This window comes from Rummeliibacillus sp. NPDC094406 (assembly GCF_044763875.1).
Taxonomy (GTDB): Bacteria; Bacillota; Bacilli; order Bacillales_A; family Planococcaceae; genus Rummeliibacillus.
The window spans coordinates 693607-720504 of sequence record NZ_JBIWGZ010000001.1 but is presented as its reverse complement, the minus strand read 5'-3'; the positions used below and the strand labels follow the sequence as shown (position 1 = coordinate 720504).

Genomic DNA, 26898 nt, shown 5'->3' with positions numbered 1-26898 from the left:
GCAGAATAGGGGATGTACATGAATCTTCATATTACTAAAGAATTAAATAAAAAGAATAAACAATATATTAACGATGAACTTTATAAGTTTAATTTAAAGCACTTCCCAAAAGATTTAGCAGGGAGATACGAAGAAATCTGTATATTTCTAAAAGATGAAAAAGACAATGTTCGTGGTGGAATCCTTAGTGAAATATGTTGGAATTGGTTAGAGATTCATACTTTTATGATAGATGAGGATATAAGAAAATCGGGATTTGGAACTAAATTATTACTAGAACTTGAGAAAATCGCTATAGAAAAAGAATGTGATTTCATTAAAGTAGATACATTGAGTTTTCAAGCATTAGATTTTTATGAAAAGAATGGATATCAAGTGTTTGGGAGTATAGATAATGTAGGTAGAGATCATCAGCATTACTATTTAAAAAAAGATTTAAAGCCATAGGGTTGATGAGTTTCTAAGTAGAGTATATCAAGGCTAAGATCGATAATTTATTCAAACTTTATCTCAAAGCTAAACTAAACTAGTACCTGCTCAAAATAACGATTTGTTTAATTGTGTGCCAGTCCGTGATATAATGAAAAACTGAACTTAGGATAATTACGAACTTTTGCTCATAATTGAACGGATGCCAAGAAAAGCCTCCGCCTAGCGATAAAATATGGAGGTATAAGAGAATGAATAAACGATGGACGATCAGTAAAATTAGAGAATTTGTTGAGAAAAATTCAGAAAGTAAGTTGTTAACGACGGAATATCACGGTTTTTCTCAAAAGTTACTATTTAAATGTGCATGTGGTAGCAACTTTGAAAAAACATTTACGAAATTTAAAAATAATAACCAACGTAAATGTGAAGTATGTCAACCGCCAAAAGAGTCACGCTAAACGTATAGCGAATAAACGAAGTGCCAATTTCTATTAAATAGAAGTTGGCGCTATTTTTATTTTATAGGAGTCATATATTGAATGATGAGTAAGTGAATGAATAATCTAAAGTGGAAAGGCAACTTAATAAAATTTTAGAATGTTTTCCAATGTTATCGTTTTGGCACTGACACAGAATCACTTTGGATTTTGAATATTCCTTGACAGGAATATTCCTCATCGAGTATGATCAATTCAACAGCACGATATTACTAAGATGATGTAGATGGGCTTAACAAAAGGCCATCACTTGACGAGGTGAAGTAACATGTCAGGTAAGATTTCGAGCGTGAACATGACGACGCTGAGCGCTTTGTCTGAATCAAATCGTATGAATATCGTCGAACTCTTGCGTGACGGTCCACTGACAGTTGGGGAAATCGCAGACCAGCTGGGGTTAAGGCAGCCTCAAACTTCGAAGCATCTTAAAGTTCTAAGCGACAACGGGATTGTGGAAGTGCAGGCAGAAGCTAACCGCCGCATCTACAAGCTCCGGCCCGAGCCTTTCCAAGCGCTGGATTCTTGGATACAGTCCTTCCAGCGCGTGATGCAAGAAAGATTCGACAATCTAGATGATTATTTGAAGGAATTACAGGACAAGGAAAAATCATAAAACCATTTGATGATCAAGGAGGAATTACAATGTCAAACAATGAAATGGTATCGAGAGTGGAGAATGATCGAGTATTGGTACTGGAGCGCGTTTTCGATGCGCCACGAGACCTCGTATTCAAAATGTTTAAAGAACCTGAGCATCTGAAACGCTGGTGGGGGCCGAGGGGCTGGGAGATTCCGGTCTGCACCGTCGATTTTCGTCCGGGAGGCGTTTGGCATTATTGTATGAAGTGCGTCGATCAGAACCTAGGTCAATTTTTTGGTATGGAAGCCTGGAGCAAAGGGATATATAAGGAGATTGTCGCGCCGGAGAATATCGTCTACATTGATTATTTTTCGGATGCCGAAGGTAATTTGAATGACTCCATACCGTCGACCGAGATCACATTGGAATTCATCGATTTGGATGGAAAGACAAAGCTGATAAACCGTGCTGAATATGTTTCCGAAGATGCTCTTAAGACCGTCATGGACATGGGCATGCTGCAAGGCATCACCGAAACTTGGGACCGTTTGAACGAGCTAGTGGAGTCGCTGAAGTAGATTTTCCATAAAGTTGTTTTCAGCGTCAGTAAGGTTTGAGCATTGAGTTTAGTTATTAATTTTATTAGGGAGTGTAAAAATCAATGATAAGTAAAGTTGGTCAAATCATGTTGTATGTTAATAACCAAGATGAAGCAAAGGAGTTTTGGACAGAAAAGGTAGGCTTTAGTGTCATTTCAGAGGAAGATAACGGTCAAGGAATGAGATGGATTGAAGTTGCCCCAACTAAAGAAGCTGAAACAAGTATTATTCTCCATAATAAGGAGCTAATTGCTAAAATGCAGCCTGAATTAAATCTTGGAACACCTTCTTTAATGTTCTTCTCAGAAAAAATCGATAATTTATATAGTGACTTAGTAAAGAAAAACGTTACAGTAGGAGAAATTGTAAATATGCCTTCGGGTAGAGTATTTAATTTTGCAGATAGTGAAAATAATTACTTTGCAGTAATGGAAAAAAATTAGAGCAATCGCTTATTGAGTTAACGGAGCAGGTACTCTGAAGAATGGTAATTAGTATATACTTGAGTCAATTTCATAATTCAAAGTTTTTTTAAAAACACGAACATTAAATATGGACCATTGTTATATGCTATAACTATTAGAATATTGGCTATTAGCGGAAGATGGCGACTCCTGCGGGAAAGCGAGACAGGTGAGACCCCGCAGTGAACGAAGTGAGCGAGGAGGCTCAACGCTCGCCCGCGGAAAGCGCCATCTGTAGCGGGATAATATGTAAATACTATGAATAAAATAGTATTCGAATTATTAAATTGTATATTCAGAAAAATATTCGGTTTTTAAACTAGAAAAGCATTTATGAAATTAATTCACTTTCTTGTCTTTAAAATGTTTGCTATTTCATATTATAGCTGGTATTCTTAAGAAGAATTATTTTTGTTAAATTTCAGATTGAGAATAGCATTTTGTTATTCGTCTAAGGTATTTGAGCAAGGATAGTATTAAATTGTGTGGATATCACACTAGGAGGCAACAATTATGGAACAAGGTAAAGTTAAATGGTTTAATGCAGAAAAAGGTTTTGGATTCATCGAACGTGAAGCAGGAGAAGACGTATTCGTACATTTCTCAGCAATCCAAGGCGAAGGTTTCAAATCTTTAGACGAAGGTCAAAGTGTAACTTTTGATATTGAAGATGGACAACGTGGCCCACAAGCTACAAACGTTCAAAAAGCTTAATATTAGCTTTTAACAGACCCTACTTGTAGGGTCTGTTTTTTATTTGCTTAAATTACGGATCTATACTATTTGTTGGGGTGTTCATACAATTTAGCGAAATGTAAGAATAGTGGAGGTGGATGCTCCGACACTCCTGTACCTGACGCTATGTAAGCGTCAAATATTCCCCCCCTACAATTAACCCTAGTTGAAACTCTCCCAAACATCGCTTTAAACAATAAAGAGAAAATCGATAAAGTCTTACCGTGTTCATTGGATTTACCAGCTAAATGCAGAGTACCCAAAAAGGTGAAGTAAATAAAAAATAACTCCAAAATAAACAACTTTTTCCTTATATTTTGGAGTTACTTGACGTTGACGTATATACCTGTCCGTATAAATTTGGGTCCCCAGTAAAAAATGTTCCGTACCCCAATTATTTCCCACATGAGAATACGGTTAAATACAAATAATGATAGCTTTAAAATACTCCATACATAGAGAACTTGAAAACATTGATTTAATAATAGATAGCATGATAAATACAATTAAATAATGCTGATTATTAAGAAAAAGTTAAGAAATCCCCTCACAATTCTTTAAGGAATTCTCGTTATATTAAAAACAATCTAATATTACACATGATTGGGGAGAAAATTTATGCAATTTATAACGTTCCTTACAGAATTTATTAAACAGCCAAAAAATATAGGTGCGATTTCACCTAGTTCAAAAAAATTAGCAAAAAAAATGATCGAAACAATTTGCTTTGAAAAAGCCCAATGTATTGTTGAACTTGGCCCAGGTACAGGTTCATTTACGAATGAGCTAATGAAAAGAAAAGAGCAGTCAACAAAGCTAATTCTTATTGAAAATAATAAGGTGTTTTTTGAAAAGCTACGTAAGCAATTTGAACATGAGCCGAGTGTGATCGTTATACACGGATCAGCTGAGAATTTATGCATATATATGTCAACATTAAATATCGAAAAAATTGACTATGTCGTATCTGGGTTACCTTTTACTTCTTTGAATCCTGATATTTCATCATGTATTTTACGAAATGTAAAGGATTGCTTAGATGACGGAGAATTTATTACCTTCCAATATTCACTTGTAAAGAAATCCTTTATTCAACAATTTTTTGAGAATATTTCACATGAAAAAGTGTGGGTTAACCTTCCGCCAGCTTATGTACTGAGCTGCAAACTTGGAAATAGGAGGTTTAGTTAATGGGGTTACAGGATCTTTTATCATATATTGAGCAATATGGTTATTTTGCTTTATTTTTTAGCTTATGGCTAGGTATTGTGGGCATGCCTCTTCCTGATGAGATGATCGTTATGAGTGGCGGATTAATGTCATCTTTAGGAAAAATGAGTGTATTAAAAGCTTTTGTAATAACTTATCTTGGTGCAGTTTCAGGACTTTCCTTAGGATTTATCCTTGGTAAAGTGTTTGGCCATAAAATACTTGATAAATTGGTGAAAAAGAAAAAGGCTAAATATTTATTGAAGTCAAAAGAACTAATAGATAGATATGGTCATTTTGCTTTAGTTATAAGCTATTTCATACCAATTGTAAGACATATACTTCCATACTTAGTCGGTATGAACAACATGTCGTTTAAAAAATACGCTTTGTATTATTACTCAGCAGGTTTTGTTTGGACATTGATTTACTTTACACTTGGTTTGTTCTTTGGAAAATACATTGAAAATATTTCCATACTAGCAACAAAATACGGTATATATTTTGGCGCTTTCGTCGGTATTTTAGGATGTTTTTATTATATTTATGCACAAAAATTAAAGTCGATATCATAGAATGTTTTTATTATTTTTATATACGAAAAATAAAAAAATAGTTAAAATTAGGAAGTGTGTTGTATGCAAAGAGGATGATTGGAGTGGAGACTGGGCGGCTCCTTGGGGATCAGCGTCACAGATGAGACCCTGGAGCGAGTGAGTAGGGGAACGAAAGTTAAAAGCATCACGTCCTGTGATAACGCCTTCGTGACCAACATCCTATTGGCCAAAGCGGATCAATGGACGCCTCCAGGAAAACGGCCAGACGGAACGGAAATCAACACCACGCTATGCTGATGGCTCTGAATAATATACCTGATAGTTTAATATACTTTGAAATTGGTGGGATTTGATGAGTAAAGAAACGATACTTATTGTTGATGATGAAAAAGAGATTAGAAATCTTATTGCGATTTATTTAAAAAACGAAGGCTACGGTGTACTTGAGGCGAGAGATGGAGAGGAGGGGCTAAGTTTTTTAAAGAAGCATAAAGTACATTTAATTATCTTAGATATTATGATGCCGAATTTGGATGGCATTGAGATGTGTAAGAAGGTAAGGGAAATAGCCGAGATGCCGATTATTATGCTGTCAGCAAAATCGCAGGATATGGATAAAATTGTTGGATTAACATTAGGGGCAGACGACTATGTAACAAAGCCCTTTAACCCTTTAGAGCTAATTGCGCGCATAAAGTCTCAGCTTCGTAGATATATCAAAATGAATCGACTAGATATGATGAACGAGAATGAAATAGAAATTGGCGATATGCGAATTAATACTGCATCACATGAAGTAATTGTCAAAAATGAAAAAGTGAAGCTTACACCAAGGGAGTTTTCAATTCTTGAATTACTTGCAAGAAATCAAGGCATGGTGATGAGTGCTGAGCAAATTTATGAAAAGGTTTGGAAGGAAGAGGCTATTCAGTATGAAAATACGGTAATGGTACATATTCGCAAAATCCGAGAAAGAATTGAGACAAATCCAAGAAATCCTCAATATATTAAAACAGTATGGGGAGTAGGTTATAAAATTGAGAAAGATCATTAAGCCATTCAAATATTTACTAAATAAACTTAAAATGCTCATTGTAAATTCCATTACAAAAGTTCGGCAGAGTATTAGAATTCAACTGTTGACGGCTTTTATTCTTTGCGCATTTTTAGGTTTACTTGCTGCAAGAGCCACACTTCCGTTCAACCAAACAACTACCTTTGACTATAGTCAAGGGATGCAACAAATAAATGATCAAGCGCAGCGTACCGCAGATTTAGCTATCACAGAAAATAGTGTAGAAGCTTTACAGCAAATGATTGAATCAGAAAATGAAAAGCTGGAAATGAAACAGAGTGCATTGAAAGTAATAGTTACCGATGAGAACGGAAAGGTTATATACAAAACAAAGCAAGTGGAAGAGGAACAAATCAATTTGCATTCTAAGATTCGAAATGCAATGGATTTTACGATTAACGATCCACTCTATAATTATGAGATACCGGCAATCGAGCAATTGCGACAAGAATTTATTGCCTATTATCCATTAACCATAGAAGATAAAAACTTATATTTGTTTGTCAGTGGTATTCCAGAGGGAATGGTTATCGCAAGTTCGAAGGAAGGTCTTATCCCATTATTTATTGGAATTGCTGTATTTACCTTTTCATTCTTCTATATAACGAAACGAAAAATGAATCAAATTGAGGTGTTGGCGAAGGGCGTTATGGAAATTGCTAAAGGAAATTTAGGTTATCGAATTAAGAAAAAAGGGCAGGATGAGATTGCTGTATTAACAGACAATGTAAATCATATGGCTGAAGCAATCATGACAAGTATTGAAATGGAACGAAGGGTAGAAAAACAAAAAAGTGAATTAATCACAAATGTATCACACGACTTACGGACCCCACTTACCTCGATTATGGGCTATTTACGATTGTTAAGAGAAGAGAGGTATGAAACTAAAGAGCAGTATGATGAGTATCTAAAGATTGCTTTTTCAAAATCCGAACAATTAAAAAAACTGATTGATGATTTATTTGAATATACGAAACTAACGAATGAAAGTATTGTTCTTGAGCAACAAGAGGTATGTATCAATGAACTCCTCGATCAATTAATTGAAGAGCTAATCCCGCAGGCAGAGGAAAATCATCGTTCATTTATAAAAAATTTCTCGGAGGAACGCATCTTTGCAATACTAGATTCCGAAAAAATTGTCAGAGTTTTTGATAATTTATTAATGAATGCAATTAAATATAGTACAGGTGACGGTAGAATTTTTGTTTCACTCGAAAGAAAAGAAGCCAATTTTCGCATTTGTATCGCAAATGAAAGTGCTGAATTTACGTCTGAAGAGCTAATGAGCTTATTTGAGCGGTTTTATAAAAAAGACCAATCGAGAACAAGTGTAGCAGATGGTTCAGGACTAGGACTTGCAATTGCTAAGAGCATTGTAGAACTACATGGGGGTAAGATTAACGCGGAGTATAAGGATGGAATGTTGCACTTTATCATCGAGCTGCCAGTTATAACTTCATAAAAATAATAAGATAGCATTTAGCCATTAGCTTAATAAAAAAGGGAAACCCTTAGAAAATTGGGTTTCCCTTTATTTGAAGTTCTAGACACCTCTTACTTCTTCAAAAAAAGCATCATTTTGTTGAGGCATGAAAAGATCATTATCGCGTAATACAAGACGTCCATCTTGCATTTCATAGATTTTATCGCAGTAGTGAAGAACAGATTCATCATGTGTTACCATCACTGCAGCTTTGTTTTTGTCATGAACTTCTTTTGCAATAAGTTCAACGATTTCACTACTTCTAGAAGAATCGAGGGCAGCGGTTGGTTCGTCGGCTAAAATAATATCTGGTTCATTCATAAAAGCTCGTGCGATGGCTACACGTTGTTTTTCACCACCAGATAAATGCTGTACGAATTTGTTGGCACGATTTGATAATCCAACAGATTCTAAAAGATCATCTGCACGTTTTTTTGCTTCATCATCCCAATTGCCTGCGAGTTCCGTTACAAGTTTTAATTGATCTTTTACCTTTAAGTAAGGTACTAAATTGGAAGCTTGGAAAATGTATCCGATAGAGCGTAAACGAACATCGGCTTTTTGCTTTTCATTATAGTTAGCTATATTTTCACCATTAATCAATACTTCTCCACCGTCTGGACTTTGAAGTGCACCTGCAATTGATAAAACTGTACTTTTACCAGAACCAGATGGCCCAACTACGGCAACGAATTCACCAGGTTCAACTTTGAAATCTACATTGTGTAAGATTTCAATCTCTTTATCCCCATCTTTGAATTTCTTTGTAATTGATTTTAGTTGTAAAGGTATTGTAGTCATTATTCAACTCTCCCCATTGCTTGTAGTGGATCGGCTTTCACAATACTTGTGCTTGAGAAAAGTGCACCAAGTAATGAAACGGCTAATAATACGCCACCGAATTTCATGATTAACGCAAAGTCAAAGACAAATGGAATTCCATTTGGCATAATCTTTTGCAAAATAAATGCAAAGCCAATTGCAAGACTAATACTAATAATTGAAAGTACAAGCACTTGGAGCATAGTAGAGCCAATTAAGAAGCCGTTCTTTGCACCAATTGCTTTTAAAATACCAAATTGGTTTACTTTTTGAATCGTCATAATGTAGAAGAATGCTGCTAGTACAAATACTGCGATTACGATAAGGAATGCAAGCATCATATTTAATGAGCTTTGTTCGGCATCATATCCTGGAATCTTTTTCACAACATCGTCTTTTACAATCCATTTCCCATCAGCGACATGTTTTTCAACATCTGCTTTTGTATTTCTAGAGTCGTTCTGTACTGCAATAGCGTTATAAGAAGCGTGGTCTTTTCCACCAAAGAATGCATTCCAAGATTTGTTATTCATAAAGACAACAGGTGTATGACTGTACGTTTGATTTTCTGTAAAACCGACTACTGTAAATGTTGTTTTTGTGTTTTCTTCATAAAGTTTGTCCCCAATTTTAACACCTTGTTTTTGGAGTGTTTTGTCAGCAACAACTGTGTTTTTTGTAGTTGTATTTAAGCTTTTACCATCTATTACAGTGGGCATAATAAACTTCTCTGGGTTTAGGCCCATTAATGTTACATCAACTTTTTTCTTTGAGTCTGTATCTTTAAGTGACATCATTTGTAATCCAAAAGCTTGTGCGTGATCATTGTCCATTTTTGCAACATCATTTGCGGAAAAATGAGAACGATCTAATCGATTTTCCGAATCCTTTGCTAAATAGTAGGAAGTAGCTTGCATATTTTTCATAGCTGAGGCATTATCATTTGCTAGCCCGTTTGCCAGTCCGCTAATGATAAAGACAAGTGACGATATAAAAAATAATATAAAGCCAATTAATATATAACGTAGTTTAAAAAATTGAATTTCTTTCAATGATAATGAAAACATCTTTCATCATCCTCCTGTTTTGTTGATACCCTTACTATACAAGGGGATTATGAATGGAATATGAATAAAAAATGTAAAAAAAATCCAGTAACTAAATTAGCTACTGGATTTTGTGTATTGCTTCGGTAATGTAATCGTAAAAGTAGTACCCTGATTTAATGCACTATCAACTGAAATACTGCCATGATGCATTGTAATAATAGACTTTACAATTGAAAGTCCAAGTCCTGTTCCTGGAGTTGACTTTGTACGAGAAGTATCGGCTCGATAAAAACGGTCAAAAATACGAAGTTGTTGCTCTTTAGTCATGCCGATACCCGTATCACTAAATGAAATAATGATATGATCTGCATGTTCCTCTAACGAAATATCCATTCGACCACCATCAAGATTATATTTCATCGCATTTGTTAGTAAATTATCGAACACATTGTTCAGTAAAACAGGATCACCTTCAATACTAATTTCAGGCAAATTATAACTAAGCATAATCCCTTTTTCACCAATAGCCCACTGATATTGGCGAACTAATTCTTTGATCATAAGTGATAATTCAATGTGTTCAGGTTTGACTAGATTATTAGTTTGATCCAATGAAGTTAATAATAATAGTTGCTGTGTTAGCGATGATAAACGATTAATTTCACCATTAATCACTTTAATATACTGTGATTTTTGTGAAGAACTTAAATTTTCTTTTTCCAATAAATTTGTATAGCCTTTAATATTTGATAATGGTGATTGAATATCATGTGAGACGTTTGAGATAAACTCTTTCCTTATATCTTCGGTTTGTTCAAGTTGTTGTGCCATATGAGAGAAGCTGTTAGCAAGCCTTCCGATTTCATCTTTTCGATCGATATCAAGCTGTACATTAAAGTTTCCAGCTGCAAGATCATGAGTAGCATTTGTTAAATGTGTAATAGGCTTCACTAAATACTTGGTACTGATCAAGATAAACACAATGATTAATACAAAGGTTAACGCGAAAAGAATACCGAATAGTATATGCATTTCATTAAATAATAGCTTAATATCTGGTCGTAAAAACAGAGCGTATTCATGGCCATTATGTTTTAGTGGAACCCCAATTGTATTTCGTAATTCGTTAGCAAAAAAGCCCGTAACAAAAGTTTCTTGTGGGAAATTTAATATCCCGTGGTAAACTTGTCCCTGTAATACATACGCAATCGATTGTTTAGGTAAATCTTTTACTCGATAATCTGCTCCAAAAAATTGCTCATTACCAGTGTCATCGACTAAATAGAGTTGATAGCCAACTGAAGCTATGTTGTTTAAATAGTCTTTTAGGTCAACATTTGGATGTGAATCAGTGAACTTTGCAATATCAAGAGCAATTTTCGTATTTTTTTCATCGTTGTATGGCTTTAGTTTTTGTTGATAATACGTATTTGAAATCATAAAGGCAATAACACCACTCAAAAACATGATGGCGATCGAGAGGATAACAAATTTTGAATAAAGAGATTTCATTAAAATTCCTCCAACATATAGCCGACACCGCGTATTGTCTTGATATGTACATGTTCGGTAATGTCTTTAAAATGTTCGCGTAATCGTTTGATATGAACATCAACCGTGCGATCATCTCCAATAAAATCCATTCCCCAAACTTGCTCAATGAGTTGTTCTCGGCTAAATGTCTGTTTTTGATGTGCCATTAAGAAGCATAATAATTCGAATTCCTTTGGTGGTAGGAATAGTGAACGATCCTCTACTTGGACCTCATAACGATCCTTCTGAATAATAATGTTGCCAGCTTTCAATACATTATCATCTTCTACAACATCATAGCGACGGAGTAATGCTTTAACCCTGAATAGTAACTCCTCAGGTTCAAATGGTTTAACCAGATAATCATCGGTACCAGCTTCGTAACCTTGTTTCTTATCAGATATTTGGCTTTTTGCCGTTAATAAAATGATGGGAATATCATAGTTTTTACGAATTTCTTTTGTAAGAGAAAATCCATCCATAAATGGCATCATGACATCGACAATAGCTAAATCACAGGTTTGCTGTTTTAGTTTCTGTAAGGCGATCGTACCATCTTTTGCCTGTGTAACAGAATATCCTTCCTCACGTAAATGTGTTGCCACTAGTTCTAAAATATTCATATCATCGTCTACGATTAATATAGTTGTCATTCTTCATGCTCCTTTAAATTACCTTTGTTACACAATGATAGCGATATTATTAAAAAAAAAGAAGTATTTTTATTTTTAAGTATTTGATTCAATTTCATAAATACTTTTCTAGCCTAAAAACACAAATATTATCTAAATATACAATCCATTAATTCGCATAACATTTCATTACTTAGTATGCCGCTCCAGATGGCGCTTTCCGCGGGCGAGCGTTGAGCCTCCTCGGAAGCCCGTACCGTGCTTCACTGCGGGGTCTCAACTGTCTCGCTTTCCCGCAGGAGTCGCCATCTTCCGCTACTTGACAATATTCTAATAGATATAGCACAAACAATAGAATCTCTTATTGAGTTATTAGTTCATTACTTCATAGTCATATCAAGTAGCTGTAGCCTTTTAAAAAAGATTTACTGTTTATAATAAAGATTGATAAAAATGTAAAAGGGTAGTAGCTTAATATGATAAAATATAACGGTCGTAAATTTATTCAAATTGAAAATACAGAGAATGAAGAAGTTTCTATCCAAACTTTATTTGAATATAGACAAGAAGGAAATATCATCTCTGTATCATATAGTGATGGAGAAATGATACAAGGGATACTAATCGCAATTTAAATGAGGATAGTAGCTTAGAGTTTAGATATAAACTTGTAAATGCAAAAAATGAAATGAATGGGTTGTATCCGTCAAAAACTCCCGTGCACTTCAATTTATTTTCTCCCTCTTGATTTGAGAAGTTTTAGGAACGATGATATAGACAGTGAAAATGGGGGATAAAAGTATGAGAGCAGTAATGGATCAAAGGAAATGGCATTGGTTGGACTATTTTCTATTTCTCATGCGTACGGTATGGTTTACTAATAATGGCTACGCGATATTCGTTGGTACGATTGGTTCAGTAAAGTGGATTTTACTATTATGGGCTAGTTGTTCTTACATAATCCCTTATCAATTTTATCGGCCTGGGCGTATTAAATTCCAATATTATTTAATCGCCGAGGTGCTGTTAACGGGTTCTTTGTTTATTTACTTATCGAGTCAGTATGAAATATCAGTGACTTACAGTTTTCTACTCTTACCTATTCTTACTGTTGCTTATGCTTGTCAAGTTAGGACATTAATTTGGGTAGGACCTTTTTTGTTAGCTGGTACATGGGCCAGCATTCTCTTTACTAATAATGATTTCTTTGCACTCTTTATTGACTCAACTATTTTTTATGGTATTGGCTTTTGTTTAGGGAGGTTGACGATTGTCAATAACGCTAATAAAGAGTTAATTGCCTCTATTGAGGAAAAAAACAAGGATTTGGAATATTACTCAAAAAAGATTGAGGAACTGACGATTAAGGAAGAACGAAACAGAGTTTCACAAGATTTGCATGATACAGTTGGCCATATTTTCACATCGGTCATAACAAGTTTAGATGCCCTTCCTTATCTATATCAGGCAGATAAAAAAGAAGCAGAAAAAAGTATAAAAGAGATTTCAGATTTAGCGCGAAATGGATTGAATGATGTGAGAAAAACAATTCACCATATGTCGCCAACGAATCATCAAACCCTTGTCGAATCGGTGAAAGAATTGATTGCTGATTTTACCAAACATACATCAACAGTTATAAAACTGAATGTCGAAGGGAATGCGACCGAAGTTGGTGAAAGAATAAAGCTTGCCATTATTCGTTGTATACAAGAAGGACTTACAAATGCGAAAAAACATGGTCAGGCAACTTTTATTAAAATACATATTTCGTTTAAACAAGAAGAATTGATTGTTCTTATTGAAGATAATGGAAATGGTTGTAATGAATTAAATTTAGGGTTTGGCTTACGCTCAATGAAAGATCGAATATCGGCATTAGCGGGTACAGTTAACTTTTATTCTAAATTGAATAACGGTATGAGGATAACGTGTAACATACCTATGGTAAAGGAAGTTTAATTATAATGATTAAAGCGGCAATAGTTGAAGATCAAGAGATTTTAAGAAAAAGCTTAAAAATTGTAATTGAAAGTATTTCAGATATTGAGATAGTTGGAACTGCGGAAAATGGAGAACAGGCAATTGCTTTATGCGAAAAGGAAAACCTTGATATTGTTTTAATGGATATTCAAATGCCGGTGATGGATGGTGTACAGGCGACAGAAGAAATTAAAAAACGTTGGCCCAATATAAAAGTTATCATCCTTACTACTTTTCAAGATGTTACACACGTTTTGAATGCCTTAAATGCTGGTGCAGAAGGTTATATATTAAAAGCTGTTGATCCTGAATATTTAGTTCAGGGAATTAAAATGGTGTATTACGGAGGTTCCCTCATTCCTCAACAATTAGCAAAAGAGGTATTTGGTCAGTTACAATTAAATAATATCGTACACTCAGAACAACTTGACCATAACTCTATAAGTAATCCATATGATTTAAATAATCAAGAATTAAAAGTTTTAAAATGTTTAACTCAAGGATTATCCAATAAAGACATTTCAGAAAAGATGTTTCTTTCAGTTGGAACTGTGAAAAATTATATTTCCACCATTTATTCGAAGTTAAATGTAAAAAACAGATCTGCTGCTATTATTAAAGCAATGGAAGAGAGTCTAGTAGAAGATAAGAAACATTGAAGTAAAAGAATGTAGACAAAGTTAAATCGACTTTGTCTACATTCTTTTTTTATTGTGTTGAACTGGAACGTTTTTTTGGATTTGTTTACTCCATGGGAAATTTATAAAGTCCATCATTCACAAAATCTCACAGTTGTGGATTTTGAATAATCTTTGATAATTATATCAAAGTTGAAGGCGTTAATTTAATCAAACTTTATTTCAAAGCTACATGATTGTATGAATATAAGATTATGTTAGCTTGATAACGATGCTTGGTTATTAGAGTTGAAAAATTTTAGTTTTATGATGATCAATAAAAACGAAAGCAGTGTAAATGTGAATCCGCTCCAGGTAAGCTGGTGAATGCCTAATTGAGAAATGAACCAGCCTCCAATAGAGGTTCCAAAAGCAATTCCAAGGTTGGAAAACGAGACGAATAAGCTATTTCCAAATTCCGGAGCCTCTTTTGCCTCACTTATTAACCATGTTTGACCAACAATTAAACCGCCGGAATGTACGATGCCCCAAATGAATACCATAAAAATCATTGGAACAAGATAAGGCCCTAAATAATAAACCAATAAATAAACGACTGAATATAAAATTGGAAAATATATTACGGTATTTACTACACTTTTTTGCAGAAAAACTCCAAATAAATGATTACCTAAAATCATAGTCACACCAAATATGAATAGCATGAAACTGATGAGAGAGCTATTCATGTCTGTTACTTTTGCAAGGTACTCGGCAAAGTAACTGTATACTGAAAACATGGCTGCAAAAAGAAAGGTAACAGTTGCGATATTTAACCATAATGCTGGTTTACGCAATATACGAATTTGCTTGCCAAAAGACATTTTTTCTTCAACGGGCATAGAAGGAAGTAAAATCAATATTCCGATAAATGCTAGAGCATTTACAAATGCTCCAAATAGGAACGCAATTTCTAATGAAAACTGTTCTGCAAGGTAAGAAGTCAATGGTACACCTAAAGCAAACCCAACAGTAATTCCCATAAAAACTTTTGTAACTGCTTGACCGCTTTTTTCTGGAGGAACAAGTTTAGCAGCAGTTACAAGAGCGATTGAAAAGAAGAGTGGGTGAAGTGCTGCTGGTAGAATACGGAAAATGAGCATAACTTCAAATTGTGTTGTATAAGCGTAAATCATATTAGAGATAGCGAAAATAGATATTGCTGTTAATAAAAGTATTTTACGATTAATTCCAGATACAAGAAGTATTAAAAATGGTCCAGAAATCGCAACAACAAGAGCAAATATACTTACTAATAATCCGGCTTGTGTAGTTGAAATTCCAAATTTTTGAGTGATTTGTGGTAATACTCCGACAATACTCATCTCTGTTGTAATAATTCCAAATACACCTACTGCTAGCATAATAATAAGTAGATGGTTTACTTTTTTCATATATAAAATTCTCCATTCTTATATTGATTTTAAAAGTCTTTATACATAAATGCTTAAAATTTATAGGGATCCAATTCATTAACTTAAAAAAAGTGGATATTGTAGCAAGGAGATATCGCTAAAAGTGTCAACTTTCATTTGTTTATGTACGGAATTATTTTGAATATACAATAACAGATATCTATATAACTAGATATGAAATCCTAAAAAAAATCCTCCTTTCTATTTATCTTGCCTGTAAAAGCAGAATTCGAGAAGACTAATAATCAGTGAGGGTGAAGAAAACTCTCACTGATTCAAGTTTCACTTTATAATTCGTTTTGGACGTAATCGGAAAATTCTTGTATTGTTTTTTCATTTCGTCGATAATACGTCCATTTCCCAATTCGTTCGGATTCTAATAAACCTGCTTTCTTCATCGTTAATAAATAATTAGAAACAACAGATTGGGTTAAGCCAGTTTTGAGCTGGATATCTCCTACACATATTCCAACTTGAAAACTAATTCCTTGTTCTAAATAAGGCTTTTCGTCAAAAAAATTTTCTGGATTCTTTAGCCATAATAAGATTTGACTTCTAGTATCATTTGATAATGCTTTATAAATTAATGAAGGTTCCATAACAACAATTATATCTACTTTTATAGATTTGTAAATGGGAGATGTTGAAAATGAAATTTCTATTCTCACATATTCGTACTCAACAAATCGACTACCTCTTCGTATCCAAGTCGTTGGCAGTCTCAATAGGGTTCGATTTACTTTTCATTATTTGGCCTACTGTAAAGGGTGTGGATTTGAAAAAAAGTCGCGATGTGGGTATGGAGATTAGGGAAAACATACAAAAGAGTTGCCCAGCTAGAAAGTATTAACTTGTTGTATAAATAAAACAAATAATAATAGCTAATTTCACATTCCTAAAACAGGAATCCATTTTGATCAATCTTTTTTCAAAATGGATTCTATTTACTTAACTTAAAATACTGATTTTTGAGGTGTTTTTGATCAAACCTTATTTAAATGCTACAACAGTAGACGTCCTATAGATTTTCGCAATAAAAGAGAGCCTCAATAACTTTTCAATAGTCACTTTTTTTAAGAAGTAATATATATTAGCCAATGGTCATAAATTTTCGTTTTTTTTTAAAATAGATATTACTTATTAATGACTTACCGGAACTACTGTATATTACTTTTCATTTGTAGAGTAAAAGTATGAAATGAAATTTAAAAAGGAGGTAAAAAAGTGCATGCTCAAATCCATTGCAGCTTGCAAACTGTTTATTTTAATGATGTTGGAAAAGACGTAAATGAAGATACAATAAAGATTATATTATAGAAATTGGGGGACAGCATGAAAAGTTTAACAGTATCGAAAATCGGAAAATTAATACTAATCATTCTTCTGTCTTTTATTTCATCATTAAATGAGAAGGCTTTGGCAGCTGAAAATCATACTAATTTAGACACTTCTAAAATTGATGAATACATAAACAAAGAACTTGAGAAACAACACATCCCTGGTGCTTCAATAGCGATAGTGAAAGGTGATAAAGTACAATATATCAAAGGTTATGGAATATCAGGTCCTAATGGTACTAAAATGACACCACAGACGCCAGTTGTTCTTGGATCTGTTAGTAAATCTTTTACCGCACTAGCCATTATGCAATTAGTGGACCAAGGAATGATTCAATTGGATAATCCGGTTCAACAATATATCCCTTGGTTTAGAGTAGCAGATGAGGAAGAATCAAAAGAAATTACCATCCGGCATTTATTAAATCATACCAGTGGAATCTCTGAATATGATGGGCAACGTGCTATATCTGAAGGTGATCAATCGTTAAAAAAACTTGTAGAGAGTTTAAAAGGGCTGCACCTAGAAAAAGGAGTTGGTGAATCATACCAATATTCCAATCTGAATTACGCTATTCTAGGTTTAGTCATTGAAGAAGTCACAAAGACTCCCTATGATGAATATATAAAAAGAAATATTTATAAACCGCTTCATATGGTAAATAGTTATACAAATCCAAAAGAAGATAAAAACAATACGATAGCTACTGGCTATGAAACGATGTTTGGATTTAAACGTCCAACAGAACAATTGAATCATGAAGCAAACGTTCCTCATGGTTATCTCATTTCAAGTGCTGAAGATATGGCAAATTATATGATTGCCATATTAAATAAAGGACAATTTAAAGGCGAAAGGGTTTTAACAAAACAAAGTATGGAGGAAATGCATCAACCATCATCTCTCATTAAGGATCATACTTATTATGCAATGGGATGGGAAGTAGATAATGATGTGATATCGCATAATGGTTGGACAGAAAATACATATACAAGGGTCCTTTTAGATAATGAGTATGGAATTACCTTACTAATCAATTCATTCGATTATTTAAATAGTAACCAATATGATCAGATGGTGACGAATCTATACAATTTTGTTAAACATAATGAACCTCTGAAAAGCGAAGAGAATCCTTTTATGATTTATATCATATTTGATTTAATAATTGTTGTGGCAATAGTATTCGTGGCTTTTTCAATTTATAAAATATTCAAAGGACAAAAACGTAAAGTAAAGCCTTTCAGGGTAATAGTTAATGTAGTGTCTTTGCTTGTTTTTAACTTCTTACTACCATTATTAATATTGTATGAATTTACTTTAGTGGCACCTTTATCAACGGTAACATTATTTGTTCCAGGCATTGGGCATGCTTTATTCATCATTTCATTATCCTTAATTATTATTGGCATAATTAAGATTGGTAGACTAATACGTATTAAGCTGAACACAGATAAAAGCTCAAAAGAAAACAGGAAAGTCATTGAATTCGATGAAACTAATCATAAGATAGTATGATAAATTCATTAATTGAGAATTAACAAGGTGAATTTTCTAGTAACCATAATTGGGAGGGCGTTGATCCAAAGGATTAACGCTTTTGCTGTTGAAATTATTGTACTAATAGAGGGGGCATTCAGAGACTTTCTACACAATAGGGAAAAGGATCATATCCCGGTAGTTGATAAGTAGAGACACCACCGTTAAATCCTTCATCAGTTTGTTGTAATTTCATTTCTTGTCTTAAACAAGTTACTAAAGTCTCGCTTTTTTCTTCAGGATATGCAGGCTCAGTTGTTTGCTAGAAATATAAATGATAAGATTATAATAATAACCTTTTTCGCAATAAAATCCCTCTAATGTTATTATTTACATATAGATAATGATATAGAAAAAAGGAGAATTGGACAAAAATGAAAATTTTCTCAATTATTATAATTTGTGGTTTAATAGGCTTAGTGTTTCCAGACTTTTATAAAAACTTCAAAGAGGGGGATACAATTAGATATTTAATCGACATTTTATTATTAATGGTGTTGTATGGAATTATTTTCTTTATATTAAAAAAGCGTAAAGAAGAAATAAAGGAAAAAGGATCCAACTAAATATAGTTGGAATTTTATAGAACAGTTAAGATGTTGAGAAGTGCATAATAAAAGACCTCCAAATTGAGGACTTCGAATTGTTTTTATTTGAAACGATAACTTACTTCTCGGTCTTGCTTTTGGATAGGAATAAAACCCACCAAACTAATAAAAACAAATAACCTATAATTACAAAAACAGACCAAATAGCACCTTGTTGCAATTGACTCACTAAATGTTCAAATTCATTCCTTCCTTCTGCTCTTCCAATACTATTTACCAGACTAACTATTGGAACTGTTAAAGTGAATACAATTGCAATAACGGACAAACCTTTCATTTTCCTTTTGACAACACTAAATATGGCGGTTCCTAATGTTGCTAATAAAAACAAATAGTATATTGCCCAAAACCAATTAGGTAGAGTTTCCCAATACATTTCTTTTCCCCCTTTTTTCATTTATTAAATTTGAAATCTCTATTTCTTTGATAAATATATACTATATTTCAACAAAAAGTGGAACGAGTATAACTAAATATCATATAAGCAACAATCTTTTAGAAAACAGCTATTAAAAATAAAAAAAATCGCAGACGCGACTTTTTTTATTTTCATATTTTTAAATTGAATTAGAGTAATCCAGATTAATCTTCCCAACCATCGTCCCTTTATAAGGTATGAAGGAATTCTCTAACATAGCAGTAAGGTTATTTCGAAATATTCTTGCTTTATGATTTACTTGGAAGCAAGGAGTACACGTTCGTATCATATGGGACATTATTTTGATACATATAATTTCTAAGAACGCCTTCTTTGTTAAACCCTAATTTTGCTAATAACAGATTAGAGGCTGTATTTTCTGTAAAAACAACTGCTCCAATACGAGTTAAATCAAGTTCATTAAATCCGTATGATATAACTTTTAAAACCGCTTCAGTAGCATACCCATTTCCCCAGTACTCAGGTAAAAGTGCATAAGCTATTTCAGCTCTCTTGTGTTCAGATGACCAGTCATGAAAACCGATAGTTCCAATAATCTCTTCTGTTTCTTTTAATTCAATGCCCCATTTAATTCCTCGTTTTTCCTTGTAGTTAATTGAAAAATTCCTAATAATATTTTTAACCTGTCCTTTATCTACTAATGGTTTTTGCCCATAGTAACGTAGTACATCCTCATTCGAAAAACAATTCAATAGCCCCTGTGCATCATCTTCTAATAGTTCTCTCAAAACTAATCTTTCTGTTTCTAACATTGGAAACATTCAACCACTCCTTTTATAATTCATGCAGAATTTTAGAAATGTAATGATTATTTCTAGTTCCTATTTTCTCCGCGATTTGAGGGAAAGTTACTAGTCACTATATTATGCGAATTTAGAAATCAACTTCTGTAATGTTCCACGTAGGTTAGGAATATCATGTTGATTTATTGTGAAGCGTACATAAGATTCATCCATTTCTAATGCTTCAGATAAAAGACCACTTAATCCACGTGCTTTTCGATCCACTTGCATTAGTAGTTCTACGGAGTCTATTGCTTGCGCAGTGAAAATTATTTCAAGCTCATCTAGTTTACCTCGGAAACTACCTCCAGTAGGAACAAATTCAAATTCTTGTACAAAAGGATAATGATTACGTAATTTGTAGGATGCTTTCTCACATTCTACCTCACGAAGTCTGAAACCAAGGTTAGTAATTTCATCTAGAATATCCGCAACTAGGGGAGTAGGCTGAACTTCTATATAATCCTCATCTTTAGGATTAATAGCATTTGATATAGCTAAGCTAGTTTTAATCCATACGTTTGTTTTTCCCATTGTGACAGGGCAATCGATGGGAAGAGTAAACGAAAATGGGATAACTCTTTCTTCACTTGCTTGAATTGTAAATGGTTCGGTCACCTTTACTTGTGTAATAGATGCATGTTCAATGTGCTTTAAATCATTAGACTCATGTATATAAGAGGTATAAACATTTAAAAATATCGCATCTATATGTTGATTAACATTTCCTCCATGAATGTGGACTTCACCTTGAACTATTTGTCCAACTGTAAAAACAGATTGTTCTATTTTTGTATCAACTTTTGCTGCTCCTATTCCAAAGCTTGCAAGTGCCTTATGTAATAATGACATATGTTTCCTCCATTTAATTTATTTACATAATATACGTAAAACTTAATAGATGGTTTCAAAATAATTGGTAGCTTTATATATTAGAATTAATTTCATAATGCAAAGATTTAATAAAAAAAACGAATATTAAATTGGGCATTGTTATATGCCGTATCTATTAGAACATTGTCTATGAAGCGGAAGATGGCGAGTCCTCGAAAATGCATTCGCATTTTCTACGTACGATGTTAATTCAGTGAGGTTCATTAATAGACCTAAGGGAAAAGCTTGTGCTGAATGCCCCTCTGGATAGTAGTGGAGGCCACTGATAAAGTCAAAATGCATGAATAATAATAAAATTTTGTGATACATATTTTGTTGAAGTGGAATCAGCGAAGACTCCTGCGGGAAAGCGAGCCAGAGAGACCCCACAGCGAAGCGAGGAGGCTCGTCGGTTCGACCGCGGAAAGCGAAGCTGATTCCACTTCATGTTATAGCGGATTTGTACTATAAGTTAGGGGTAAAATCATTTTTCAGTGCCCACAACATAGTGACGAGGAAGTTGAAGCCAAGCCCGTGGAAAGCGCCGTCTGTAGCGGAACATCCAAATCTGTAAACTGAAAAATTAATGTGTTGAAATGTTCGTATTTAAAAACCGAAAATATGAAATTACCTCATTATGCAAAAAAAACATCATTAACACTTCAACTTTGTATTTCAATTAAAACATGTTCTGTTCTATTATTTCATAACATGAAATATGTGTTGTCCTTAGAGGGGGTTTATATGTATTTCCTAAAGAAAGGCTCAATAATAATAATTGGAAGTGTTTTTTTATCACTTGGAATAAACTTATTTTTAACACCATATAAAATACTAGATGGAGGAATTGTAGGATTAGCATTAATCTTAAACTATTTATACAATTTGAAAGTCGGCCTAATGATTATTATTTTGAGTATGCCGATTTTTATTGTTGCTTGGTTTAGATATAGAACTTATTTTTACAATAGTTTGCATGGATTACTTTTGTCTTCTTTCACCATTGATTTGTTCAAACCCTTTCGTTCCTTAATTGATATTAGTGCTGTTTTTAGTTCGATATTAGGAGGCATCTTTGTTGGTACTGGCATTGGATTAATGTTACGACACCGTACAAGTACTGGAGGGACTGATCTAGTTGCTCAATTCGTAAGTGTTAAAACAGGAGTAAACGTTGGAATTGTTATTTTCGTGATTGATATTACAGTTATTATATTAGGGGGAGTATTAATATCCGCACATACGCTCTTACTATCAATTATTACTTTATTAGTAGTTGGGATAACAACAAGTCTCATTACAAGGAAAATTGTTAATACCTAGTTGGAAATAGCTACAAACCCTGAAACATTCACATCAATAACTTCTTGTTCGAAACTTAAATTTAATTCGGGGTTAAGATGTCACACTCCAGAACTGATGACAAATAAATCTATTCCTCCCATCTCTCTAATTAGATCCTCTATAAGAGTATTTGCTCTATTTGGACAAGAAATATCGACAGTTTTAATAAATGTTTTATTTGGGAGTTGTTTTTAAAGCTCAATTAAATTCGCTGTACTTCTAGCTACAATACCAACAATATATCCCTCAACGGAAAGAATCTTGGTTAACTCTTTTCCAATACCTGAACTAGCTCCGATGATAATTGCTTTTTTCAATTTCTCAACTCGCTTTCATTTATTGTTTAAAATCATATTTCCTCCCACCGCTAAATGAGGATGGAAAAACAGGGATGGAGAGCACCATGAACTTATCCAGGGATTGATGTCTTTGCGGTTGGGAAAGCCATCTGTAAGAAACAATTAAATTAAGCGATCAATTTATTGTGGATTTGGAGTTTTTAGCAATTTGTTTTAAAAGACAAGAAAATCGGGAACTAACATAGTAAGAAAAAAAGCATGGCGAATGCCATGCTTTTTTACATGTTTATATTTCATTTATTAAAAAAGTATACATTAATGAATGGACAACAATTCTATAACAATACGCGGATATCGTATCATTGAGGAATGTTCTTCTAATTATTTATTGTCAGTAGATTTATCGGAATTTATTTGTTACCCTCTGTTTCTTTTTTAGGATCAGACAGCTTAATTTTCTTCATAAAGAATGATAAAATGGCACCCAATATTACAAATATTAAGCCTACAAGAAATACGCTATGCAATGCATCAACTAATGTAGATTTTAGAATAGGGATCATCATATTTTGAATAGAAGTAGGAATTTTTTCTAATGTTTCTGGACTAAGCAATATCGAATAGACACCTTGCGGCGACTCTTTAATCATACCCTCAAATTGATTTACTAACCCACCTGCTTCTGGTGGAAGTTTCTCTAGCGTAGGAACTAATTTTTCTGTCAATAAATTGGTTGAACGGTAATTCATAATCGCTCCCAAAATAGTCATTCCAAATGTTCCACCGATTTGACGGAAAAATTGACTGGATGAAGTAACAACGCCTAATTCTGACTTTGGAAAACTCTCTTGTAAGGCAAGGGTTATTATTGGCATAACTAATCCCATACCTAAGCCAAGTGTTCCCATAAAGCTCATTGCTACTTTTTTTGTAGTGTCAATACCCATTGTTGATAATAACCAGAAACCTACACCCATGATAATCATACCAATAATAATTTGCGTTTTAACGCCAATTTTTCTAACTATCTGACCTCCAAAAATACTTGCAATCATCATAGATACCATCATTGGAATCATCATCGTTCCAGATTGTGAAGGGCTCATTCCTATAATCCCTTGCATGAAAAGAGGAACAAACATAATAGCACCAAACATTCCCACAGACATAAGGAATCCAATACCATTTAAAATGGAAAAAGTCTTATTTTTAAATAAATGCATAGGTAATATCGCTTCGCTTGTTTTAGATTCAACGATTACAAAACTAATGAGAAACACCGCAGAAATTACAAAAAGAGAGACAATCTGCCATGAGCCCCATGGATAATCTTTACCACCAAATGTCAAAGCAAGAAGTAAACTAACAACGCCAACAATCATCGTAAAGATACCAACGAAGTCTATTTTAATTGGTCCTTCTAGTTTTTTATTTTTAAGCCCTAAACTAATTAGAATGGCTGCAATAATACCAACTGGCATATTAATGTAAAATACCCATCTCCAGTTGGCTGCATCTACAATCCACCCACCAATCTGGGGACCTATAATGGATGAAAGACCGAAAATAGCACCGAAAACACCTTGCCATTTTGCCCTTTGAGCACCCGTAAAAATATCACCAATAATAATCATTGCCATAGGCATCATTACGCCTCCGCCTAACCCTTGAATCCCACGAAAAATGATTAACTGGGTCATGGAATTTGCCATTCCGCAAAGAGCAGAGCCAATCAAGAATATAATTATCCCCGTTACATACACGGATTTGCGCCCAATCAAATCTGCCAATTTACCTGTAACAGGTACAACGGTAGTGGATGTGAGCATGTAGGCTGTTGTAAGCCATGTCATGACACCTAATCCTCCAAGTTCCCCCACAATTCTTGGCATAGCGGTTCCAACAATTGTATTATCAAGTGCAGCGAAAAGCATAGCAACTAATAAACCGACGATCAATAGTCCCCGATGTTTTGTACTCTCATCTTCAAAAGCTACCGCTTTCTGATTATCCATTTGAACCAACCCCTTTAAAAAATAAATTCATACATAACTTTGCACTTGCACCTTATTGTTGAAGTTTTTTCTCACCTGCTCAATAGGTGAGAAACCCTTTATCAAAGAGGTTATTTGATATTTATTTTGATATTCAACTTTTCCCAAAATATATTCTCCTTGTGAAATGTATTTACATTTTTAATTTAATTTTTTTACATCGCTGTGATCTTTTTTAATCGATTAATTTTGTAGTTTTAGCTGCTTGAGAGTATATGTGATAGATATTATTAACTAAGGAATAAATTATTCTCATACCAGCAATATCAGCTATGGGATTTTTTGAACTTAAAAACGAAGTGGTGATACTTTTTCTAGCTTCGTCATAAAACTTTCGGAACTCTTATTTCTTGTGTTAATGTGTTCAGTTTGATAATAATCATGCAAATATTTTGCTTCTTCAGCCATAATAATGATTTTTGCTTGTTTTTACTACCCATCAACTTATCAGAAAGTTGGTGGGTTTTATATATCGCCTTTAGTAAAATAAAAGTAATATAAAGGGAATTATTATTTTTTTTGGATTTGAATGAACTTTTTGCTTTGCTCATTTGTATAGTAAATGAAAATGGAAAAAGAAAATATTTGAAGGATAGGTGATCATTATGGGAATAGGTTGGATTGTATCGTTAATAGTTATTGTTTTAATAACTACTCTTATTGCGGTAATTATGCCTTCTATGGACCGGAAATATATTGTACGGAAGAACAGAAAAATTGACTATAAAAAAACAACGATTTTTTTACGATGGAATGTTTTTGATACATTAACACTTATTTTGGCTATTTATACAATCATCTGTGTGCAAGTTTTAAATCTGTTGCTATCATTCAATCAATCAGTTGAAAATCCTTATGTTCAATTTTTTACGAACCAATCGCAAGTATGGGTGCTTGTGACCATTCTTTATTTAATCTCACGTGTTTCAGTTACCTTAAAATCGATTAAAGCTCATTGGGAGGATGAGCTAAATGAAAAGCAATGAAGAGTGGATGGAGTCATATAAACAAGGAGATTTAGAGGCATTCACCTTGTTATATCAGCAATTATATGAGCCTCTTTATTGTTTTTTATACCGCTATACATGTGAGGAACAACTAAGTATGGATATTGTTCACGATACGTTTGAAAAATTGCAAAAAGTAAAATCAGATTATAATAGGCAAAAAGGATCCGTGAAATCTTATGTCTTTCAAATCGCATATCGTATACTGATCAATAAATTAAATAGACGAAAAAAGTGGCGAACTTTATTGCCATTTTTAGTACCAACTGCAGTTACATCTTTTTCATCAGATGAAAAGTTAGCTGTTCAACAGGCGATTGCTAATTTACCTGAAAAGCAAAAAGCGGTCATCCTATTGACGTATTATCATGATTTAACGCAAGAAGAAATTGCACGGATATTATCCATTCCAATTGGTACTGTAAAGTCAAGATTGCATAACGCGATCAAATCTTTAAAAGAGGAGCTGGGGGAGGTTTGTTATGCTGAAAGAAGAGTTCAATAAAGAAAAACCGTTGAAAAATCGACTCGATGAATATGAAGTGAAAATACCGAAAGAACTAAGTCAATTTAAACTGAATAGATGGCAACGTTTTATTGGATACTTAGCATCTCCTACGCAAGATCCATTAGAAGAAATAAATTCTTCATTAACCGGTTTTAAAGTGTTAAGAATTTCTCCGATTGTTGTGGCGATATGTATTACAATTTACCAGCTATTTTTGTTGTATTAATCTAAGTATACAATGACAAGAGAATTAAAAATTTATTGACAATTCTAATAATTACAATATAATAGATATCAAGATTTGCATAACAAAGAATTGTTTATAACAATTTGGAGTATAAGAGTAAAAGCGTTGAAGA

30 protein-coding genes and 1 other annotated feature (1 of these 31 only partly in view) are annotated in these 26898 nt (G+C 33.5%); of the genes, 19 read left to right on the top strand and 11 right to left on the bottom strand.

Annotated features, from left to right (window positions below; genetic code table 11):
* The first annotated feature begins 18 nt into the window (after positions 1-18).
* The 10 genes from ACIQ4I_RS03415 to ACIQ4I_RS03370 all read left to right on the top strand — a co-directional run bounded on the left by ACIQ4I_RS03415 (position 19) and on the right by ACIQ4I_RS03370 (position 7616).
* On the top strand, positions 19-447 hold the full coding sequence (locus ACIQ4I_RS03415; protein WP_403092768.1) for a GNAT family N-acetyltransferase: 429 nt from the start codon (positions 19-21) through the stop codon (positions 445-447).
* A 233-nt stretch (positions 448-680) separates the two neighbouring features.
* Positions 681-890 carry a hypothetical protein gene (locus ACIQ4I_RS03410; protein ID WP_403092767.1) on the top strand — a complete coding sequence of 70 codons (210 nt, stop codon included), beginning with the start codon at positions 681-683 and terminating at the stop codon, positions 888-890.
* A gap of 307 nt (positions 891-1197) precedes the next feature.
* Positions 1198-1542: an ArsR/SmtB family transcription factor gene (locus ACIQ4I_RS03405; protein ID WP_403092765.1), complete on the top strand. Its 345-nt coding sequence runs from the start codon at positions 1198-1200 to the stop codon at positions 1540-1542.
* 29 nt (positions 1543-1571) lie between these two features.
* Positions 1572-2087, top strand: a complete 516-nt coding sequence (locus ACIQ4I_RS03400) for an SRPBCC domain-containing protein (protein WP_403092764.1) — start codon at positions 1572-1574, stop codon at positions 2085-2087.
* A gap of 83 nt (positions 2088-2170) precedes the next feature.
* Positions 2171-2551: a VOC family protein gene (locus ACIQ4I_RS03395; protein WP_403092763.1), complete on the top strand. Its 381-nt coding sequence runs from the start codon at positions 2171-2173 to the stop codon at positions 2549-2551.
* Between the two features lie 534 nt (positions 2552-3085).
* Entirely contained in the window at positions 3086-3286 is a 201-nt protein-coding gene (locus ACIQ4I_RS03390) for a cold-shock protein (protein ID WP_403092762.1), read from the top strand.
* A 639-nt stretch (positions 3287-3925) separates the two neighbouring features.
* Positions 3926-4498, top strand: a complete 573-nt coding sequence (locus ACIQ4I_RS03385; protein ID WP_403092760.1) for a class I SAM-dependent methyltransferase — start codon at positions 3926-3928, stop codon at positions 4496-4498.
* Positions 4498-5091 carry a DedA family protein gene (locus ACIQ4I_RS03380; protein ID WP_403092759.1) on the top strand — a complete coding sequence of 198 codons (594 nt, stop codon included), beginning with the start codon at positions 4498-4500 and terminating at the stop codon, positions 5089-5091. The genes ACIQ4I_RS03385 and ACIQ4I_RS03380 overlap by 1 nt, the downstream gene beginning before the upstream one ends.
* Before the next feature lie 334 nt (positions 5092-5425).
* Positions 5426-6127, top strand: a complete 702-nt coding sequence (locus ACIQ4I_RS03375) for a response regulator transcription factor (protein ID WP_403092758.1) — start codon at positions 5426-5428, stop codon at positions 6125-6127.
* The gene (locus ACIQ4I_RS03370; RefSeq protein ID WP_403092757.1) at positions 6111-7616 is read left to right on the top strand and encodes a sensor histidine kinase; all 1506 of its coding nucleotides are present in this window, start codon (positions 6111-6113) and stop codon (positions 7614-7616) included. Before ACIQ4I_RS03375 ends, ACIQ4I_RS03370 begins: the two co-directional genes overlap by 17 nt.
* An 81-nt stretch (positions 7617-7697) precedes the next feature.
* Here the strand turns inward: ACIQ4I_RS03370 and ACIQ4I_RS03365 are convergent, their stop codons facing one another.
* From ACIQ4I_RS03365 to ACIQ4I_RS03350, 4 genes are all read right to left on the bottom strand, one after another.
* Positions 7698-8438 (bottom strand): ABC transporter ATP-binding protein, encoded by a 741-nt coding sequence (locus ACIQ4I_RS03365; RefSeq protein ID WP_403092756.1) that lies wholly within the window; start codon positions 8436-8438, stop codon positions 7698-7700.
* Entirely contained in the window at positions 8438-9526 is a 1089-nt protein-coding gene (locus tag ACIQ4I_RS03360; protein WP_403092755.1) for an ABC transporter permease, read from the bottom strand. Before ACIQ4I_RS03360 ends, ACIQ4I_RS03365 begins: the two co-directional genes overlap by 1 nt.
* A 96-nt stretch (positions 9527-9622) precedes the next feature.
* Positions 9623-11020 carry a sensor histidine kinase gene (locus ACIQ4I_RS03355; RefSeq protein ID WP_403092754.1) on the bottom strand — a complete coding sequence of 466 codons (1398 nt, stop codon included), beginning with the start codon at positions 11018-11020 and terminating at the stop codon, positions 9623-9625.
* Positions 11020-11694 carry a response regulator transcription factor gene (locus ACIQ4I_RS03350; RefSeq protein WP_403092753.1) on the bottom strand — a complete coding sequence of 225 codons (675 nt, stop codon included), beginning with the start codon at positions 11692-11694 and terminating at the stop codon, positions 11020-11022. Before ACIQ4I_RS03350 ends, ACIQ4I_RS03355 begins: the two co-directional genes overlap by 1 nt.
* Before the next feature lie 455 nt (positions 11695-12149).
* Between ACIQ4I_RS03350 and ACIQ4I_RS03345 the strand changes: the two genes are divergently transcribed.
* From ACIQ4I_RS03345 to ACIQ4I_RS03335, 3 genes are all read left to right on the top strand, one after another.
* A complete protein-coding gene (locus tag ACIQ4I_RS03345; protein ID WP_403092752.1) occupies positions 12150-12308 on the top strand; it encodes an avidin-fold protein in 159 nt (52 codons plus the stop codon).
* A 166-nt stretch (positions 12309-12474) separates the two neighbouring features.
* Positions 12475-13635, top strand: a complete 1161-nt coding sequence (locus ACIQ4I_RS03340; RefSeq protein ID WP_403092751.1) for a sensor histidine kinase — start codon at positions 12475-12477, stop codon at positions 13633-13635.
* Between the two features lie 5 nt (positions 13636-13640).
* On the top strand, positions 13641-14315 hold the full coding sequence (locus ACIQ4I_RS03335; protein ID WP_403092750.1) for a response regulator transcription factor: 675 nt from the start codon (positions 13641-13643) through the stop codon (positions 14313-14315).
* A 236-nt stretch (positions 14316-14551) separates the two neighbouring features.
* On the opposite strand, the gene ACIQ4I_RS03330 is transcribed toward ACIQ4I_RS03335, so the two are convergent.
* Together ACIQ4I_RS03330 and ACIQ4I_RS03325 are read right to left on the bottom strand one after the other, a co-directional pair.
* The gene (locus ACIQ4I_RS03330) at positions 14552-15727 is read right to left on the bottom strand and encodes an MFS transporter (RefSeq protein WP_403092749.1); all 1176 of its coding nucleotides are present in this window, start codon (positions 15725-15727) and stop codon (positions 14552-14554) included.
* A gap of 308 nt (positions 15728-16035) precedes the next feature.
* Complete coding sequence (locus tag ACIQ4I_RS03325) at positions 16036-16347, bottom strand: ArsR/SmtB family transcription factor (RefSeq protein ID WP_403093371.1); 312 nt, start codon at positions 16345-16347, stop codon at positions 16036-16038.
* 733 nt (positions 16348-17080) lie between these two features.
* Between ACIQ4I_RS03325 and ACIQ4I_RS03320 the strand changes: the two genes are divergently transcribed.
* Together ACIQ4I_RS03320 and ACIQ4I_RS03315 are read left to right on the top strand one after the other, a co-directional pair.
* Positions 17081-18604, top strand: a complete 1524-nt coding sequence (locus ACIQ4I_RS03320; protein ID WP_403092748.1) for a serine hydrolase domain-containing protein — start codon at positions 17081-17083, stop codon at positions 18602-18604.
* Between the two features lie 395 nt (positions 18605-18999).
* Positions 19000-19191, top strand: a complete 192-nt coding sequence (locus ACIQ4I_RS03315) for a hypothetical protein (RefSeq protein WP_403092747.1) — start codon at positions 19000-19002, stop codon at positions 19189-19191.
* Between the two features lie 100 nt (positions 19192-19291).
* On the opposite strand, the gene ACIQ4I_RS03310 is transcribed toward ACIQ4I_RS03315, so the two are convergent.
* The 3 genes from ACIQ4I_RS03310 to ACIQ4I_RS03300 all read right to left on the bottom strand — a co-directional run bounded on the left by ACIQ4I_RS03310 (position 19292) and on the right by ACIQ4I_RS03300 (position 21306).
* Entirely contained in the window at positions 19292-19609 is a 318-nt protein-coding gene (locus ACIQ4I_RS03310; protein ID WP_403092746.1) for a hypothetical protein, read from the bottom strand.
* A 290-nt stretch (positions 19610-19899) separates the two neighbouring features.
* On the bottom strand, positions 19900-20433 hold the full coding sequence (locus ACIQ4I_RS03305; RefSeq protein WP_403092745.1) for a GNAT family N-acetyltransferase: 534 nt from the start codon (positions 20431-20433) through the stop codon (positions 19900-19902).
* A gap of 102 nt (positions 20434-20535) precedes the next feature.
* Positions 20536-21306 (bottom strand): sporulation protein, encoded by a 771-nt coding sequence (locus ACIQ4I_RS03300; protein WP_403092744.1) that lies wholly within the window; start codon positions 21304-21306, stop codon positions 20536-20538.
* 765 nt (positions 21307-22071) lie between these two features.
* Here ACIQ4I_RS03300 and ACIQ4I_RS03295 point away from each other — a divergent pair.
* Complete coding sequence (locus tag ACIQ4I_RS03295) at positions 22072-22650, top strand: YitT family protein (RefSeq protein ID WP_403092743.1); 579 nt, start codon at positions 22072-22074, stop codon at positions 22648-22650.
* A 212-nt stretch (positions 22651-22862) separates the two neighbouring features.
* Here the strand turns inward: ACIQ4I_RS03295 and ACIQ4I_RS03290 are convergent, their stop codons facing one another.
* Positions 22863-22988 carry a hypothetical protein gene (locus ACIQ4I_RS03290; RefSeq protein ID WP_403092742.1) on the bottom strand — a complete coding sequence of 42 codons (126 nt, stop codon included), beginning with the start codon at positions 22986-22988 and terminating at the stop codon, positions 22863-22865.
* Positions 22989-23380: 392 nt separating this feature from the next.
* Complete coding sequence (locus ACIQ4I_RS03285) at positions 23381-24985, bottom strand: MDR family MFS transporter (RefSeq protein ID WP_403092741.1); 1605 nt, start codon at positions 24983-24985, stop codon at positions 23381-23383.
* Positions 24986-25629: 644 nt separating this feature from the next.
* Between ACIQ4I_RS03285 and ACIQ4I_RS03280 the strand changes: the two genes are divergently transcribed.
* From ACIQ4I_RS03280 to ACIQ4I_RS03270, 3 genes are read left to right on the top strand one after another with little or no spacing between them, the layout of a single operon-like run.
* The gene (locus ACIQ4I_RS03280; protein WP_403092740.1) at positions 25630-26010 is read left to right on the top strand and encodes a group-specific protein; all 381 of its coding nucleotides are present in this window, start codon (positions 25630-25632) and stop codon (positions 26008-26010) included.
* A gap of 7 nt (positions 26011-26017) precedes the next feature.
* Entirely contained in the window at positions 26018-26536 is a 519-nt protein-coding gene (locus tag ACIQ4I_RS03275) for an RNA polymerase sigma factor (RefSeq protein ID WP_403093368.1), read from the top strand.
* Positions 26514-26765 carry a hypothetical protein gene (locus tag ACIQ4I_RS03270; protein ID WP_403092739.1) on the top strand — a complete coding sequence of 84 codons (252 nt, stop codon included), beginning with the start codon at positions 26514-26516 and terminating at the stop codon, positions 26763-26765. Before ACIQ4I_RS03275 ends, ACIQ4I_RS03270 begins: the two co-directional genes overlap by 23 nt.
* Before the next feature lie 117 nt (positions 26766-26882).
* Positions 26883-26898 (top strand) — a binding site (T-box leader) (it continues 227 nt past the right edge of the window).